Origin of the sequence: Streptomyces sp. NBC_00080 (assembly GCF_045041255.1) — a bacterium.
In the GTDB taxonomy this organism is placed as follows: domain Bacteria; phylum Actinomycetota; class Actinomycetes; order Streptomycetales; family Streptomycetaceae; genus Streptomyces; species Streptomyces coriariae.
The window spans coordinates 5,943,731-5,959,804 of record NZ_CP108235.1 but is presented as its reverse complement, the minus strand read 5'-3'; the positions used below and the strand labels follow the sequence as shown (position 1 = coordinate 5,959,804).

The 16,074-nt window shown below is 71.8% G+C and carries 13 protein-coding genes; 6 read left to right on the top strand and 7 right to left on the bottom strand.

The genetic code is table 11. From position 1 onward, the window contains the following. Nucleotides 1-112 precede the first annotated feature (112 nt). The 3 genes from OHU34_RS26675 (at nt 113) to OHU34_RS26665 (ending at nt 4,072) form a co-directional block, all read left to right on the top strand. Entirely contained in the window at nt 113-2,473 is a 2,361-nt protein-coding gene (locus OHU34_RS26675) for a glycosyltransferase family 39 protein (protein WP_142264440.1), read from the top strand. A gap of 210 nt (nt 2,474-2,683) precedes the next feature. Continuing rightward, on the top strand, nt 2,684-3,487 hold the full coding sequence (locus OHU34_RS26670; RefSeq protein ID WP_142264441.1) for an endonuclease I family protein: 804 nt from the start codon (nt 2,684-2,686) through the stop codon (nt 3,485-3,487). Between the two features lie 234 nt (nt 3,488-3,721). Continuing rightward, complete coding sequence (locus OHU34_RS26665; RefSeq protein ID WP_142264442.1) at nt 3,722-4,072, top strand: peptidase inhibitor family I36 protein; 351 nt, start codon at nt 3,722-3,724, stop codon at nt 4,070-4,072. A gap of 54 nt (nt 4,073-4,126) precedes the next feature. Here the strand turns inward: OHU34_RS26665 and OHU34_RS26660 are convergent, their stop codons facing one another. The 4 genes from OHU34_RS26660 to OHU34_RS26645 all read right to left on the bottom strand — a co-directional run bounded on the left by OHU34_RS26660 (nt 4,127) and on the right by OHU34_RS26645 (nt 9,001). Further along, nucleotides 4,127-4,786, bottom strand: a complete 660-nt coding sequence (locus tag OHU34_RS26660) for a DinB family protein (RefSeq protein WP_142264443.1) — start codon at nt 4,784-4,786, stop codon at nt 4,127-4,129. A 25-nt stretch (nt 4,787-4,811) separates the two neighbouring features. Then, entirely contained in the window at nt 4,812-6,506 is a 1,695-nt protein-coding gene (locus OHU34_RS26655; RefSeq protein WP_142264444.1) for a thiamine pyrophosphate-binding protein, read from the bottom strand. Next, the gene (gene speB / locus OHU34_RS26650) at nt 6,503-7,471 is read right to left on the bottom strand and encodes an agmatinase (protein ID WP_142264445.1); all 969 of its coding nucleotides are present in this window, start codon (nt 7,469-7,471) and stop codon (nt 6,503-6,505) included. The genes OHU34_RS26655 and speB overlap by 4 nt, the downstream gene beginning before the upstream one ends. A gap of 66 nt (nt 7,472-7,537) precedes the next feature. Next, nucleotides 7,538-9,001 carry a sodium:solute symporter gene (locus tag OHU34_RS26645; protein WP_142264446.1) on the bottom strand — a complete coding sequence of 488 codons (1,464 nt, stop codon included), beginning with the start codon at nt 8,999-9,001 and terminating at the stop codon, nt 7,538-7,540. A gap of 120 nt (nt 9,002-9,121) precedes the next feature. On the opposite strand from OHU34_RS26645, the gene OHU34_RS26640 reads away from it, so the two are divergent. Next, on the top strand, nt 9,122-10,591 hold the full coding sequence (locus tag OHU34_RS26640; protein ID WP_200839693.1) for a PucR family transcriptional regulator: 1,470 nt from the start codon (nt 9,122-9,124) through the stop codon (nt 10,589-10,591). Between the two features lie 66 nt (nt 10,592-10,657). Further along, complete coding sequence (locus OHU34_RS26635) at nt 10,658-11,449, top strand: phosphatase (RefSeq protein WP_142264447.1); 792 nt, start codon at nt 10,658-10,660, stop codon at nt 11,447-11,449. Between the two features lie 55 nt (nt 11,450-11,504). Here OHU34_RS26635 and OHU34_RS26630 read toward each other — a convergent pair whose 3' ends face one another. The 3 genes from OHU34_RS26630 to OHU34_RS26620 form a co-directional block, all read right to left on the bottom strand. Beyond that, the gene (locus OHU34_RS26630; protein WP_142264448.1) at nt 11,505-12,404 is read right to left on the bottom strand and encodes an acyl-CoA thioesterase II; all 900 of its coding nucleotides are present in this window, start codon (nt 12,402-12,404) and stop codon (nt 11,505-11,507) included. A gap of 36 nt (nt 12,405-12,440) precedes the next feature. Next, entirely contained in the window at nt 12,441-13,598 is a 1,158-nt protein-coding gene (locus OHU34_RS26625; protein ID WP_142264449.1) for an acyl-CoA dehydrogenase family protein, read from the bottom strand. 166 nt (nt 13,599-13,764) lie between these two features. Then, the gene (locus OHU34_RS26620; protein ID WP_142264450.1) at nt 13,765-14,358 is read right to left on the bottom strand and encodes a TetR/AcrR family transcriptional regulator; all 594 of its coding nucleotides are present in this window, start codon (nt 14,356-14,358) and stop codon (nt 13,765-13,767) included. A gap of 96 nt (nt 14,359-14,454) precedes the next feature. Between OHU34_RS26620 and OHU34_RS26615 the strand changes: the two genes are divergently transcribed. Beyond that, complete coding sequence (locus OHU34_RS26615) at nt 14,455-16,071, top strand: carboxyl transferase domain-containing protein (RefSeq protein WP_142264451.1); 1,617 nt, start codon at nt 14,455-14,457, stop codon at nt 16,069-16,071. Nucleotides 16,072-16,074: the final 3 nt, after the last annotated feature.

The window sequence follows — 16,074 nt, the reverse complement described above, 5'->3', positions numbered from 1 at the left end:
TCGGGTGTTGGGGAAAGCCTGGGCAACGCGTTACCGCGGCCTATGCGTTCTCACAGGCGGCGGCCAGCTCGACCACAGCGACCACCCACAACTGCCGTACAGCATGCGCAGGGTGACATCTGCCACCGATCCACTCCCCCACCCGACCGTGCCCCCTGCCGTGTCCCCGGACTGGGCCCCGCCGACGACCTCCGAGACGGCCCCCGCGACGCCCCCGCCGGACAGGGCGCCACGCTGGTCGCTGCCCGTGCTGATCGCGATCATGATCCTGGCGGGCGTGCTGTACTCCTGGAACCTGTCCGGGTCGAGCCTCAACAGCTTCTACAGCTCCGCGATCTACAGCGGTACGCAGAGCTGGAAGGCGTGGTTCTTCGGCTCGCTGGACGCCGGGAACTTCATCACCGTCGACAAGCCGCCGTTCGCGCTCATGATCATGGGCCTGTCCTGCCGGATCTTCGGGTTCGGCACCTGGCAGATGATGCTGCCGGAGGTCGCGGCGGCGCTGGGCACGATCTGGATCCTGCACTCCTCGGTGAAGCGGGTCTTCGGACACGCGGCCGCCGCCGTCGCGGCCCTCGTGCTCGCGCTGACGCCGATCACCGTCGCCATCAACCGCGACAACAACCCGGACACCGTCCTCGTCCTGCTGATGGTGGCCGGCGCGGCCCTCGCCCTGCGGGCCACCCGCGACGACCGGCTGCTGCCGCTCCTCGGCTCCGCGGTCTGCTTCGGGCTCGCCTTCAACACCAAGATGCTCCAGGGCTACATCGCCCTGCCGGCCGTCTTCGCCGTGTACCTGTACGCGTCGAGGCCGGGCTGGAAGAAGAAGGCCGTGAACCTGGCGCTGGCCGCCGTGGCGCTGGCCGCGGCCAGCTTCTGGTGGGCGACGGCGGTGTCCCTGGTGCCCGCCGACGACCGGCCGTACATCGGCGGTTCGACCGACGGCAGCGCCTGGGACCTGATCATGGGCTACAACGGCCTGGGCCGGGTCCTCGGCGGCGAGGGCAACGGCGGGGGCGGCGGAGGCGGCGGATCCTTCGCCGGGACCGCGGGCATCGGCCGGATGTTCAACGACGTCCTCGGCGGCCAGATCTCCTGGCTGATCCCGTTCGCGGGCATCGCGCTCGTCGCCGGCCTGGTGCTGCGCGGCCGGGCCCCCCGCACCGACCCCACCCGCGCCGCGCTGGTGCTGTGGGGCGGCTGGCTGGTGCTGCACTACCTGACCTTCGCCATGGCCGAGGGCACCATGCACCCCTACTACACGACCGCGCTCGCCCCGGGCATCGCGGCGCTGTGCGGTGGCGGCGGGATCATGCTGTGGCGTGCCCTGCGCGGCGGTGACGCCCGCTGGTCGTGGGTGCTGCCCGTGGGGCTCGCGGTCACCGGCGTCTGGGCGATCGTGCTGCTGCGGCGCGCCACCGGCTGGAACACCTGGCTGTGGCCGGTCGTCGGCGTGGTCATGGTCCTCGCGATCGTGGGCCTGTTCGTGCTGCGCTCCGCGAGCTCCGGCGTCAGGGTCCGGCTGCTCGGCGCGTCCGTCGCCGCGGCGATCGTGGCGGCCCTCGCCGGTCCGACGGCGTACGCCGCCTCGCCGGCCTTCGGTTCTTCCAGCGGCATGATGGGCGGCACCAACCCGACCGCGGGTCCGTCCACCGGTGGCGGCATGGGCGGTCCCGGCGGCGGCGGTGGCCGGGGCGGCTTCGGCGGCGGCAACGGTGGTCCCGGCGGCCAGGCGCCCGGTGGCACCCAGCAGGGCGGCCAGGCCGGCGGCGAGTTCCCCGGCGGCGCGGGCGGCGGCAACGGCGAACTCCCGCAGGGCGGCGCACCCAGCGGCGCGCCGAGCGGCGGCCAGGGCGGCCAACAGGGCGGCACGAACGGCGGGTTGCCCGGCGGCGCGCAGGACGGCGGCGAGAGCGGCACGGCTCCGGGCGGCGGCACCGGTGGTGGCCCCGGCGGCGGTACCGGTGGCGGCGGCATGGGCGGCGCCGACAGCGAGCTCATCTCGTACCTGGAGAAGCACCAGGACGGCGCCACCTGGCTGATCGCGGTCTCCAACTCGCAGAGCGCGGGCCAGATGATCCTCAGCAGCGGCAAGCCCGTCATCTCCATGTGGGGCTTCACCGGCAGCGACCAGGCGATGACCCTCGCCAAGCTCAAGGAACTGGTGAAGAAGGGCGAGCTGCACTACATCCAGCTCGGCGGCGGCGGTATGGGCGGCAACAGCAGCCTGAACCAGGAGATCACCGCCTGGGTGCAGAAGAACGGCACGGCGGTGCCGGAGAGCGCCTACGGCTCGACGTCGAACTCCGCGACCGGCTCCGGCTCCGCGACCGGCTCCGGCTCCGCGACCGGCTCCGGTTCCGCGACCGGCACGGGCTCTGAGCCCTCCGGCTCGGACGCCTCGGGCACGGACACCTCGTCGCAGAGCAACCAGTCGACGATCTACCGGCTGGACGCCTCGGACGTGAGCTGACCGGCACGGCCCAACGGTCCAGAACGGCCCCTGACTTCACTGTCGGGGGCCGTTTCGTCGTAAGAAAGCGCGTTCAACTCGCGTAGACAAGGGGCAATTTGCCGGTTCCCGTCACCTGATGGACATGTCAGATTCATTGCCATGACCGCATGTGCATGTCACTCTCCCGATTGCCGCCTCCAATCAACCCGCGTAGATCGGACACCCCACATGCTGGCGACACGCATACGCCGATGGAAGTCGGTGGCGCTTGCCACCACTGCCGTCCTGGTCGGTCTCACCGCGCCCGCGCTCACCGCGACCCCCGCCGCGGCGACCACGACGGCCTACGACGCGACGTACTACAAGAACGCGGTCGGCAAGACGGGCACGAGCCTGAAGTCCTCGCTGCACACGATCATCAGCAGCCAGACGAAGATCTCGTACTCCGCGGTCTGGGAAGCCCTGAAGGCCACCGACCAGGACCCCAACAACAGCAGCAACGTCATCCTGCTGTACAGCGGTGTCTCGCGAGCCAAGTCCCTCAACGGCGGTGACGTCGGCGACTGGAACCGCGAGCACACCTGGGCCAAGTCCCACGGCGACTTCGGCGAGGTGACCGGTCCGGGCACGGACCTGCACCACCTGCGTCCCGCGGACGTCCAGGTCAACAGCATCCGCGGCAACCTGGACTTCGACAACGGCGGCAGCGCGGTCACCAACGGCGGCGGCAGCACCGTCGACTCCGACTCCTTCGCGCCGCGCGCCGCGGACCGGGGCGACGTGGCCCGCATGATCCTCTACATGGCCGTGCGCTACGAGGGTGACGACGGCTTCGCCAACCTGGAGCCCAACGAGAAGGTGGGCAACGGCAGCAACCCCTACATGGGCAAGCTCTCCGTACTCAAGGCGTGGAACGAGGCGGACCCGCCGAGCGCCTTCGAGGAGAAGCGCAACCAGGTCATCTACGACACCTACCAGCACAACCGCAACCCGTTCATCGACCACCCGGAGTGGGTCGAGGCGATCTGGTAGGACCCGCGGCGAGATCGAGGAGGGGCTGAACTTCCCTTGACGAAAGGGGGGTTCAGCCCCTCTCGGCGTACCGGGGCACGCACCGAAGGAGTCGGTGTGATGGAACGACTAGTTCCCTCACACCGGTGAAGTCGGATCTTCGTCCCGGGCATGTCGCCCGGCCCGGGCGCGAGGCTGGGGGCGCCTCGGCAGATCCGCCGGGAGCGATCCCGACTCCTTTTCCCGGAGACGCTCATGAAGCTTCGCGCCTGGTCCTTCGCCGCCGCTCTCGCCCTCACCGCTCTCGCCCTGCCCGCCCAGAGCGCCTCGGCGGCCGCGGCGCCGTCCTGTCCCGACGGATCGATCTGTTTCTACAGCGGCGAGAACTTCCGCGGCAGCAGCTGGGAGTGGACCGCCCGCAGCGGCTACCGCGACATGCCGCCCGCCCTCCACGACCACGTGGGTTCCTTCGTCTCCAGTACCCGCGCCTGTTTCATCAACTGGGGCCCGGTGGAGAAGCGGAACGTCTTCAACGCCGACTACCGCACCCGCTACCTGGGCGACTTCGGCGGCCGGATCGACGCGGTGGGCCCCGGCGCCTGCTGACCTCTGCCCCCGTCCCGCCGCTCGCCATCCCCCGCTCGGCCCTCCCGCTCGGTCCTATCGCTCGCCCTCACCGCGGGGTGCGCCGTACCAACGCCACCGGCTGAGACGCGCGTGACCCGGGATCTCTCCCCGGCCGGTGGCCCACAGCAGGGTGGGCCACCGGTCGGTGCCGGCCGGGGCGTCCGGGAAGAGCCTCGCCAGCACCCGGTCGCACAGTCCGGCGTCCGGCTCCCACCGGACACCGAGCCCCTCGGCGACGTCATGCAGATGGACCAGCGTCTCGACGACCCCCATGGCGGCGAACCCCTCGGGGTCGGAGACGCCGAAGACGTGGTGCGCCCGGACGCCCGCCGGCGTGGTCCGCACCATCGCGGTCAGCAGCGCCCCGCAGGCCTCCAGCACCTGCGCGAGTCCGGCCGCCCCGGCCCTGCGGTCGGCGAAGACGACGTTCGCCGGCGCACCGGGCCGCTCCGCGCGCCACACGAAGGGCACCTCGGCGTCCGAGGGCTCGCCCCGCGGGCCCAGTTGGGCGGCGTAGGCGAACAGGTCGTCGGCCAGATGCTCGACGGTCTCCCAGCAACTCCATTCCAGGGAACCGGCCTTGGCGTCCCAGTCGGCCGCCTCGGCCCCGCGCAGCGCGGCCACCGCCGACCGGACCGCCTCCTGCACGTCGTCGGCGGTGACGGGGCCGGGTGATCCGTGTGCTTCAGACATGGCGGGACCGTATCAACGGCCTTGCCTAGGACAGGTGCGTGGGCGCGAACATCCGCAGCACCGCCGGGAGGAGGACCACCGAAGGGCCGGGCGTGGACAAGGCCTTCGCCAGGTCCGCCTCCAGGGTCTGCGGAGACGTCCGCACCCCCGGTACCCCGAAGGACTCCGCCAGGGCCACGTAGTCCGGGCGGGTCAGCTCGGTGGCCGTGGGCTCGCCGAAGGCGTCGGTCATGTACTCGCGCAGGATGCCGTAACCGCCGTCGTCGACGATCAGCCAGGTGACGTTCAGGTCGTACTGCCGGGCCGTCGCCAGCTCCGCGATCGAGTACAGGGCGCCGCCGTCCCCCGACACCGCCAGCACCGGGCGGGTCGGGTCGGCCGCCGCCGCGCCCAGCGCCGCCGGGAAGCCGTAGCCCAGGCCGCCCGCGCCCTGGGCCGAGTGCATGTGGTTGGGGCCCTTCGCGTCGAAGGCCGACCAGGCCCAGTAGGCGAGGATCGTCATGTCCCAGAAGGACGGGGAGTCGGCCGGCAGCGCCTTGCGGACCGACGCCAACACCTCCTGCTCCAGGGTGAGTTCCTGGGCGGCGATGCGGTCCGCGACCTTCGCGAGGACCTCACGGACGCGCTCGGCGGCCTCCGGCCGGGCCCGCTCCACCACCGGCTCCACCGTCTCGAGGAGCGCCTGCAACGCCAGTCGCGCGTCCGCGTGGATGCCGAGCGCCGGATGGTTCGACTCCAGCTTCCCCAGGTCCGCCTCGATCTGGACGACCCGGCCCCGCGGCTTGAACGTGTAGTAGTTGGAGGAGAGTTCACCGAGCCCGGAGCCGACGACCAGCAGGACGTCCGCGTCCTCGAGGAAGTCCGTGGTGTGCCGGTCCTCGATCCAGGACTGGAGCGAGAGGGGGTGCGTCCAGGGGAACGCGCCCTTGCCGCCGGGCGTGGTGACCACCGGGGCCTGCAGGGCCTCCGCCAGCTGCTTCAGCTTGCCCGAGGCGTCCGACCGTACGACCCCACCGCCCGCGATGATCGCCGGACGGGCCGCCCTCGACAGCAGGTCGGCCGCCACGGCGGTCAGTTCGGGGCGCGGCGGCAGCTCTTCGGGGAAGGCGTCGCCGCCGGTGACCACCGGGATCCGCGTCTGCGCGAGGAGCACGTCCTGCGGGATCTCCACCCACACCGGGCCGTGCGGCACGCTCAGCGCGGACTTCCAGGCCGCCTCGATCGCGGACGGGATCTGCGACTGGGTGCGGACGGTGTGGACCGACTTCACCACGCCACGGAACGAGGCCGCCTGGTCGGGCAGTTCGTGCAGATAGCCGTGGCGGCCGCCGCCCAGGCCGGCGGTCGGGATCTGACTGCTGATCGCCAGCACCGGTGCCGAGGCGGCCGCCGCCTCCTGGAGCGCCGCGAGCGAGGTCAGCGCGCCCGGGCCGGTCGACAGCAACAGCGGGGCCGCCTCCCCCGTGATGCGGCCGTAGGCGTCCGCCGCGAACCCCGCGTTGTTCTCCACCCGCAGGCCGATGTACCGCAGCGAGGAGCGGCGCAGCGCGTCGAACATGCCGAGCGCGTGCTGGCCGGGCAGCCCGAAGACGGTGGTGGCGCCGAGCCCGGCCAGGGTCTCCACGACCAGGTCCCCGCCGTTGCGACCGGAGGGAGGGTTCAGAGCAGCGGCGGTCTGCGCCTCCGTCGGGCGGAGTACCAGGTCGTGGTCGTGGGTCACTTCGCGCGAGCCTCGGCAATCTGTCGGGACATGATCGTGGTCAGTTCGTACGCCGTGTGGGACGCGGCCACCGACGTGATCTCCGCGTGATCGTACGCGGGGGCCACCTCGACGACGTCCGCCGAGACCAGGTTGCACGAGGCCAGGCCGCGCAGGATCTCCAGGAGCTCGCGCGAGGTCATGCCGCCCGCCTCCGGGGTCCCGGTGCCGGGGGCGTGCGCCGGGTCGAGGCAGTCGATGTCGATGGAGATGTAGAGGGGGCGGTCGCCGATGCGCTGCCGCAGCTGGTCGGCGACCTCGTCGGCACCGCGCCGGTAGATGTCGGCCGAGGTGACGATGCCGAAGCCCATCTTCTCGTCGTCGGTGAGGTCCTGCTTGCCGTACAGCGGGCCGCGGGTGCCGACGTGGGAGAGCGCCTCGGTGTCGAGGATGCCCTCCTCCACGGCCCGGCGGAACGGCGTGCCGTGGGTGTACTCCGCGCCGAAGTACGTGTCCCAGGTGTCGAGGTGCGCGTCGAAGTGGAGCAGGGCCACGGGCCCGTGCTTCTTCGCGACCGAGCGCAGCAGCGGCAGCGCGATGGTGTGGTCGCCGCCCAGGGTCATCAGGCGGGCTCCGGTGCCGAGCAGGTCGTCGGCCGCCGCCTCGATCGTCTCCACGGCCTCGTGGATGTTGAACGGGTTCACCGCGATGTCGCCGCCGTCCGCCACCTGGGCGAGGGCGAAGGGGGAGGCGTCCTGCGCCGGGTTGTACGGCCGCAGCAGCCGGGACGCCTCGCGGATCGCGTTGCCGCCGAAGCGGGCGCCCGGCCGGTACGAGACGCCCGAGTCGAACGGCACGCCCACCACGGCGACGTCGGCGCGGCCGACCTCGTCGAGGCGGGGCAGCCGGGCGAAGGTCGCGGGACCGGCGTACCGCGGGACGCGGGAGGAGTCGACGGGGCCGCGGGGTGTCTCGTTGCCACTCATGGAAATGCTCTCTTTCTTACGCTTCGTCGCGTATGTACTACTACTCGTATGACTGTACTGGGACGTCTACCGGGACACCGGGACGGGGGAGGTTCCGGCCGTCCCGGGGGTCCGTCCGGCCAGTCGCTCGCGCCAGGCGGCCAGTACGGCGGGGTCGGTGGCCGGGGTCGCCAGGGACACGGCGAGGTAGGCGGCCAGGGAGGCGAGGAGGCCGTAGTAGACCGGCTCGTTGGCGAGGATGCCGTAGCCGGCCATCAGGCCGATCACCGCGACGCCACCGACCACGACGGAGGCGAGGGCGCCGTGGACCGTGCCGCGCTTCCAGAGCAGTCCGCCGAGGATGGGCACCAGCAGCCCGCCGACGAGCAGGTTGTACGCCACCGTCAGCGCCTCGACGACGTTGTTCAGGGCGATCGCCGTGACGATCACCGCGACGCCCATCAGGAGGATGAACAGGCGGTTGCCCCTGACCTCGTCGCGCTCCTCGCCTACGGCGCCGGCGACGCCCCGCAGCCGGGACCAGATGTCGTTGTTGGCGACGGTCGCGCAGGCGATCAGCGCGCCGGACGAGGTCGACATCACCGCGGCGAGCGCGGCGGCCAGCACCAGTCCCCGCACGCCGACCGGGAGTTCGTCCTTGACGATGGTCGCGAAGGCGGCGTCCGCGGAGGCGAGGTTCGGGTAGAGCACCTTGGCCGCCGTGCCGATGACGGCGCCGGCGAGGGCGTACACGAGGCAGTAGGTGCCCGCGACCGTGCCGCCCCACTTCGCCGTCCGGTCGCCGCGGGCGGTGAACACGCGCTGCCAGATGTCCTGGCCGATGAGCATGCCGAAGGTGTAGATCAGCACGTAGGTGAAGATGGTCTCGCCGCCGATGCCCAGCGGGTCGAAGTAGCCGGTCGGCAGCTTCGCCTTCATCTCGCCGAAGCCGCCCGCCCTGACCACCGCGATCGGCAGCAGCAGCAGAAGCACGCCGATCGTCTTCACCACGAACTGCACCATGTCGGTCAGGGTGATCGACCACATGCCGCCGAGCGTCGAGTACGCGACGACGATCGAGCCGCCGAGGACGATCGCGACGGTCCTGTTCATGTCGAAGAGGACGTCGAAGATGGTGGCGTAGGCGATGGTCGACGTCACGGCGAGCATCAGGGTGTACGCCCACATCACCACGCCCGAGATCACACCGGCCCGGCCGCCGTAGCGCAGGTCCAGCATCTCGGAGACCGTGTAGACCTTGAGGCGGGCGATCCGGGCCGAGAAGAAGACGGAGAGGGCGAGCAGGCCCAGGCCGATGGTGAACACCATCCAGGCGCCGGACAGCCCGTACTGATATCCCAGACCCACGCCACCGATGGTGGACGCGCCGCCGAGGACGATCGCCGCCATGGTGCCGGAGTACATGACGGGCCCGAGGCGGCGCCCGGCGACGAGGAACTCGCTCTTCGAGCGGGCGCGGCGCATGCCCCACCAGCCCATGGCCAGCATGCCGGCCAGATAGACGGCGATCACGGTGTAGTCGACGGCCATGGGGGCCCACCCTTCTCGATGGCTGAGGTGGTTCGGGAGTTGACCCTAGGTGGCCGAAAAGTGCCCTGGAAGTGTACGTTTCATCCATTCGACCCGCGCTCAGTAGAGGGATCGTCCATAGTGCCGGAGCCCGCCGTACCCCCCGCCGTACCTCCCACCCCACCGGTCCCGCTCGCCGCCCTGCTCGCCCGCGAGGACCTCGCCCTGCGGCAGATCGCCGGGCCCGCCGATCCCGGCACCGTGCTGCACGGGGCACACACCTCGGAGATGGCCGACCCGTACCCGTATCTGCTGGGCGGCGAGCTGCTGCTGACGGCGGGCGTACACATCCCCGAGGCGGCCGGGTCGGGGACGTACTTCGCGGACTATGTCTCGCGGATCGTCGCGGCGGGCGGCGCGGCGCTCGGGTTCGGGGTCGCGCCGGTGCACGACACCGTGCCGAGGGCACTGGTCGCCGCCTGCGAGGCGTACGAGCTGCCGCTCCTGGAGGTGCCCCCGCAGACGACGTTCTCGGCCGTGGCCCGCGCGGTCTGGCAGCTGATGGAACGGGCCCGCACCGCCGAACTGCGCCGGGTGACCGAGGCCCAGCAGAGCCTCGCGGCCGCCGCCTCCCGTCCGGACCCGGTCCCGTCCGTCCTGCGGCAGCTCGCCCAGCGGGTCGGGGGGCGCGCGGTGCTGTACGGGCCGGAGGGGACGGAGATCGCGGGGGCGGGACGGACGTCCGCGGACGCGCCCCTCGCCGGGCTCGCCCGCGTCCTTCTCTCCCGTGCCTCCGTCACCGCCGGCGACACCGCCCCCGACGGCACCCATCTCGCCGCCTACGCGCTCGGGGCAGGCCGCGGGTTCGTGCTCGGGGTGGCGGCGCCCCGGCGTGACCCCGGTGACCACACCATCGCCTCCGTCGCCGCCGTCCTGCTCTCGCTCCTCACCGGCGAGCACCAGAGCGGCTCTGGGGCGGCCCGCTCGTCGGCGCTCGTACGGCTGCTGCTGGGGGCCGTGCCCGCCGAGGTGGCCCCGCTGCTGGGGGGCGATCGGTGGTTCGTCGTGCACGCCCGTCCGGACGCGCAGGCCGTCGACCCGGTGGCGGCCTCCGCGCTGGGCGCCGGCCTCGGATCACCGCTGGTCGACCTCGCGCACGACGTCGTACGGGTCCTCGTCCCGGCCGACGGCCCGCCGCGGCCGCAGCCGGGCTGGACCCTCGGCGTCAGCGCGGAAGCGGCCCCCGCCGACTGGCCGGCCGCCGACGCGCAGGCGGCCCGCGCGCTGGCCCGGGCGCGCGCCACCCGCACGGCGCTCGTCCGGCACGGCTCCGGGGCCGGACTGCGGGACCTGGTGCCCGACGACGAGGCCCGGGCCCACGCCCGGGCGCTCCTCGCCCCGATCCGGACGGGCGCAGCGAGCGCCGCGCTGCTCGAGACACTGCGCACCTGGCTCTCCCTGCACGGCAGTTGGGACCGTACGGCGGTGGCGCTGTCCGTGCACCGCAACACCGTGCGGCAGCGGATCGCCCGCTGCGCGGCCCTGTTGGGGACCGACCTGGACGATCCGGACGTCCGGATGGAGCTGTGGTTCGCCCTGAAACAACAGTGAGTGACGCGTGTCCCAGCGTCCGGAACAGCACAGACGCGCACCGCCCGCTGCCTCACAATGGAAACCATGCCGATACCCGGGACGCCCAGCCGCGCCGAACTCGTCGACCATCTCGTCAGAACCCGTATCGCCGGGGACGTCGCCACGCCCCGCGAGAACAACCTCTCCCACTACCGCCAGCTCGCCAACGGTGTCCGCAACTTCTGGCTCGGCCTGGAACTCGGCGACCGCTGGACCGACGAGCAGGACGTGCTCGCGGTGATGGCCGAGCGGGTCGGCGTGAACGACGATCCCGAGTACCGCTACGGCCAGGACACCATCGACCCCGAGCTGACGGTCGACGGCCTGGACCGGCTCGCCGCCCGGCTGCGCAAGGCGGCCGAAGGACGCCAGCGGGTCCTCTTCGCCACCGGCCACCCCGGTGGTCTCCTCGACGTGCACCGCGCCACCGCCGCGGCCCTGCGCGCGGCCGGCTGCGAGATCGTCGTCATCCCGGAGGGGCTCCAGACGGACGAGGGGTACGTCTGGCAGCTGGCCGACGTGGCGGTCCTCGAACACGGCGCCACGCTCTGGCACACCCACTCGGGCGAGCCGATGAAGGCGATCCTCACCGCGCTCGAACGCGAGGGCCGGCCGCTGCCCGACCTGGTCGTCGCCGACCACGGCTGGGCGGGCTACGCCGGGCAGCACGGCGTCGACTCCGTCGGTTACGCCGACTGCAACGACCCGGCGCTGTTCATCGCCGAGTCGGAGGGCACCGTCCAGGTGGCGGTCCCCCTCGACGACCACGTCGTCAGCCCGCGTCACTACGACGTGATGACGGCGTACCTGCTGGCGGAGGCGGGGCTGACCGAGTAGGCGAGGTCGAAGCCCCGGGAGAGGGCGCCGCACGCGCGGGTGCGGCGCCGGGTGCTCAGTCGCCCCGGGGGGCGCGAACCACACCCTCCTGGATCACCGAGACGGCGAGCCGCCCGTCCTGGGTGTAGATGCGGGCCTGGCCGAGGCCCCGGCCGCCGTGCGCGGAGGGCGACTCCTGGTCGTAGAGGAGCCACTCGTCGGCGCGGAACGGGCGGTGGAACCACATCGCGTGGTCCAGGGACGCCCCCACCACGTCACCGACCGCCCAGCCGCCGCGCCCGTGCGCGAGCAGGACCGAGTCGAGGAGCGTCATGTCGGAGACGTAGGTGGCGAGGACGACGTGCAGGTGGGGGTCCCCCCGAACGGAGTTCGGGGGAGGGTCGTCGGCCAGCTTGCCGTTGGCGCGGAACCAGACCTGGGAGTGCGGCTCGCGCGGCGCGCCGAACCGGCCGTACGGCGGCTCGTCGACATAGCGCAGGTCGACCGCCTCGCGGGCCTCCAGAAACCTCTCGACGACCTCGGGATCGAGGTGGGCGTAGCCGCGCAGCCGTTCCTCGGAGGTCGGCAGCGTGGCCGGGTCCGGGGCGGGCGGCATGGGGGTCTGGTGGTCGAAGCCCTCCTCGTACCGCTGGAAGGAGGCGGACAGCGCGAAGATCGGCTGTCCGTGCTGGACGGCGACGACGCGGCGCGCGGTGAAGGACCGGCCGTCGTTCATCCGGTCGACCGTGTAGACGATGGGCGCGCCCGGGTCGCCCATGCGCAGGAAGTACGCGTGCAGGGAGTGGGCGAGCCGGTCCTCGGGGACCGTCCGTCCGGCGGCGACCAGCGCCTGCGCCGCCACCTGCCCGCCGAAGACGCGCGGGACGACGGCGGAGCGGGACCGGCCGCGGAAGATGTTCTCCTCGATCTGCTCGATGTCGAGCAGATCGAGGAGATCCTGTAGTGCCTGGCTCATGGCGTCTGGTTGTAGCGGCCCGTAGTTGCGGGCTGCTTACAGACCCATGTCCTTCGCGATGATCGACTTCATGATCTCGCTGGTGCCGCCGTAGATGCGGTTGACGCGGTTGTCCGCGTACAGGCGGGCGATCGGGTACTCGTTCATGAACCCGTAGCCGCCGTGCAGCTGGAGGCAGCGGTCGATCACCCGGTGGGCGACCTCGGTGCAGAACAGCTTGGCGCTGGCGGCCTCGGCCGGGGTCAGCTCGCCCGCGTCCAGGGCCTCCGTGGCGCGGTCGGCGACGGCCTCGGCCGCGTCCACCTCGGCCTGGCAGGCGGCCAGCTCGAACTTGGTGTTCTGGAAGTGCGCGACCGGCTTGCCGAAGACCACGCGCTCCTGCACGTACTGCTTGGCGAACCGGACGGCGGCCTTGGCCTGCGCGTACGCGCCGTAGGCGATGCCCCAGCGCTCGGAGGCGAGGTTGTGGCCGAGGTAGTAGAAGCCCTTGTTCTCCTCGCCGAGCAGGTCCTCGACGGGCACCTTGACGTCGACGAACGCCAGCTCGGCGGTGTCGGAGGTCTTCAGGCCGAGCTTGTCCAGCTTGCGGCCGATCGAGTAGCCCTCGGCCTTGGTGTCCACCACGAAGAGGGAGATGCCGTGGCGGCGGTCCTCGGCGGTGGGCGCGGCGGTACGGGCGCAGACGATCATGCGGTCGGCGTGCACGCCACCGGTGATGAAGGTCTTGGAGCCGTTGAGGATGTAGTGCGTGCCGTCCTCGGAGAGCTTGGCGGTGCTCTTCATGCCCGCGAGGTCGGAGCCGGTGCCCGGCTCGGTCATCGCGATCGCCCACATCTCCTCGCCGGAGACGAACTTCGGCAGGAAGCGCTTCTTCTGCTCGTCGTCGGCGAGCAGCTTGATGTACGGCAGACCGAGCAGCACGTGCACACCGGAGCCACCGAAGGAGACACCCGCGCGGGCGGTCTCCTCGTACAGCACGGCCTCGAACTTGTACGAGTCGATGCCGGCGCCGCCGTACTCCTCGTCGACGCGGATGCCGAAGACGCCGAGCTCGGCGAGCTTGTAGTAGAAGTCGCGCGGCGCCTGGCCGGCCGCGAACCACTCGTCGTAGACGGGGACGACCTCGGCCTCGATGAAGGCCCGGAGGGTCTCCCGGAACGCCTCGTGATCCTCGTTGAACACCGTACGGCGCACCGCCGGCCCCTCTCTGCGCCTAAGCCGGCGCCGCTCTCGCGGATGTGGTCGCTCGCCGTCGGGGTGCTCGATCGATTGCCGCGACCCCATGGCTAAGCGCTTGCTCAGAGAACAACCGTACCGGCGAGTACGAAGAGCGTCCAGGGTGGGGCGGGGGTAACGCTCGTCACTCCACGGCCGCCGCGAAGGCCCCCCGCGCCATCCGGTGCAGGAGGGCGGCGGTGGTCGCGCGGCCCGGCAGGGAACCCGGTCGGCCGAGGTGCGGGGTGGAGTTCAGCAGACCGAAGACGGAGTGCACCGCGGAACGGGCGGTCGGCTCGGCGAGGCCCGGATAGACGGCACGCAGGGCCTCCACCCACAGTTCGACGTACTGCCGCTGGAGCTGGCGGACCAGCTTGCGGTCGCTGTCACGGAGGCGGTCCAGCTCACGGTCGTGCAGGGTGATCAGAGGACGGTCGTCGAGGGCGAAGTCGATGTGGCCCTCGACGAGCGAGTCGAGGAACGCCTCGGGCGATACGCCGTCGGCCTCCTGGAGGCGCAGCTTCGCACCGGTCAGCAGCCGGCCGCTGATTCCGACCAGCAGCTCGGCGAGCATCGCGTCCTTGCCCGGGAAGTGCCGGTAGAGCCCCGGCCCGCTGATGCCGACGGCGGCGCCTATCTCGTCCACCCCCACGCCGTGGAACCCGCGCTCGGCGAACAGCCGCGCGGCCTCCCTGAGGATCTGCTCGCGACGGGTGGGGGCGTCGGTTCTCGTGGCCATGAAGGCAATTCTAGACAGGGAGGTTAGCGGTCGTTAACCTGAAGGAAATGGTTAACGCTCATTAACAGTCGATCACTGGGTGAGGGGACCGCAAGGATGGAGCAGGCACCGGAGCTGACGAGCGCGGCAGACCCCGCGTCGGAGGCCTGGCGGGCCAACGAGGCGGCGCACCGCGCACTCGTCGACGAGCTGCGCGGCAAGCTGGCCGCGGCCCGGCTGGGGGGTGGGGAGAAGGCGAGGGCACGCCATACCGCGCGCGGGAAGCTGTTGCCCCGGGACCGGGTCGACACCCTCCTGGACCCGGGTTCGCCCTTCCTGGAGCTCGCCCCCCTGGCCGCCGACGGCATGTACGAGGGGCAGGCCCCGGCGGCCGGGGTCATCGCCGGGATCGGGCGGGTCGGCGGGCGCGCGTGCGTGATCGTCGCCAACGACGCCACCGTCAAGGGCGGCACGTACTACCCGATGACGGTGAAGAAGCATCTGCGGGCCCAGGAGGTCGCCCTCGAGAACCGGCTGCCCTGTCTGTATCTCGTGGACTCGGGCGGGGCCTTCCTGCCCATGCAGGACGAGGTGTTCCCGGACCGGGAGCACTTCGGGCGGATCTTCTACAACCAGGCCCGGATGTCCGGGGCCGGAATCCCCCAGATCGCCGCGGTGCTGGGCTCGTGCACGGCCGGCGGGGCCTACGTCCCGGCCATGAGCGACGAGGCCGTCATCGTCCGCGGCCAGGGCACGATCTTCCTGGGCGGGCCCCCGCTGGTGAAGGCCGCCACCGGCGAGGTCGTCACCGCGGAGGAGCTGGGCGGCGGCGAGGTGCACGCGCGGGTGTCCGGCGTGACCGACCACCTCGCGGAGGACGACGCGCACGCGCTGCGGATCGTCCGCGACATCGTCGGCACACTCCCCGCGCGCGGGCCCCTGCCCTGGGAGGTGCGGCCGTCCGTCGAACCCAAGGTCGACCCCTACGGGCTGTACGGCGCGGTGCCCGTCGACTCCCGCACCCCCTACGACGCGCGCGAGGTCATCGCGCGCGTGGTCGACGGCTCCCGCTTCGCGGAGTTCAAGTCCGAGTTCGGGCAGACCCTGGTCACCGGCTTCGCCCGGATCCACGGCCACCCGGTCGGCATCGTCGCCAACAACGGCATCCTGTTCTCCGAGTCCGCCCAGAAGGGCGCCCACTTCATCGAGCTGTGCGACCAGCGCGGGATTCCGCTGGTGTTCCTCCAGAACATCTCCGGGTTCATGGTCGGCCGGGACTACGAGGCCGGCGGCATCGCCAAGCACGGCGCCAAGATGGTGACGGCCGTGGCGTGCACGCGCGTGCCCAAGTTGACGGTCGTCGTCGGCGGGTCGTACGGCGCCGGGAACTACTCCATGTGCGGCCGGGCCTACTCGCCCCGCTTCCTGTGGATGTGGCCGGGCGCCAAGATCTCCGTCATGGGCGGTGAGCAGGCCGCCTCCGTCCTCGCGACCGTCAAGCGGGACCAGCTCGAGGCGCGGGGCCAGGAGTGGCCCGCGGACGAGGAAGAGGCCTTCAAGGCACCGGTCCGGCAGCAGTACGAGCGGCAGGGCAACGCCTACTACGCCACCGCCCGCCTCTGGGACGACGGCGTCATCGACCCGCTGGAGACCCGGCAGGTGCTGGGCCTCGCCCTGACCGCCTGTGCCCATGCGCCGCTGGGTGACCCCCAGTTCGGCGTCTTCCGGATGTGAGGA

Excerpts from the sequence above, each read along its gene's own strand:
- OHU34_RS26620 (WP_142264450.1), bottom strand. The coding sequence starts at position 14,358 with ATGGCCACGAGAACCGACGCCCCCACCCGTCGCGAGCAGATCCTCAGG.
- OHU34_RS26630 (WP_142264448.1), bottom strand. The coding sequence starts at position 12,404 with ATGAGCCAGGCACTACAGGATCTCCTCGATCTGCTCGACATCGAGCAG.
- OHU34_RS26670 (WP_142264441.1), top strand. The coding sequence starts at position 2,684 with ATGCTGGCGACACGCATACGCCGATGGAAGTCGGTGGCGCTTGCCACC.
- OHU34_RS26615 (WP_142264451.1), top strand. The coding sequence starts at position 14,455 with ATGGAGCAGGCACCGGAGCTGACGAGCGCGGCAGACCCCGCGTCGGAG.
- OHU34_RS26660 (WP_142264443.1), bottom strand. The coding sequence starts at position 4,786 with ATGTCTGAAGCACACGGATCACCCGGCCCCGTCACCGCCGACGACGTG.
- OHU34_RS26665 (WP_142264442.1), top strand. The coding sequence starts at position 3,722 with ATGAAGCTTCGCGCCTGGTCCTTCGCCGCCGCTCTCGCCCTCACCGCT.
- OHU34_RS26635 (WP_142264447.1), top strand. The coding sequence starts at position 10,658 with ATGCCGATACCCGGGACGCCCAGCCGCGCCGAACTCGTCGACCATCTC.
- speB (WP_142264445.1), bottom strand. The coding sequence starts at position 7,471 with ATGAGTGGCAACGAGACACCCCGCGGCCCCGTCGACTCCTCCCGCGTC.
- OHU34_RS26645 (WP_142264446.1), bottom strand. The coding sequence starts at position 9,001 with ATGGCCGTCGACTACACCGTGATCGCCGTCTATCTGGCCGGCATGCTG.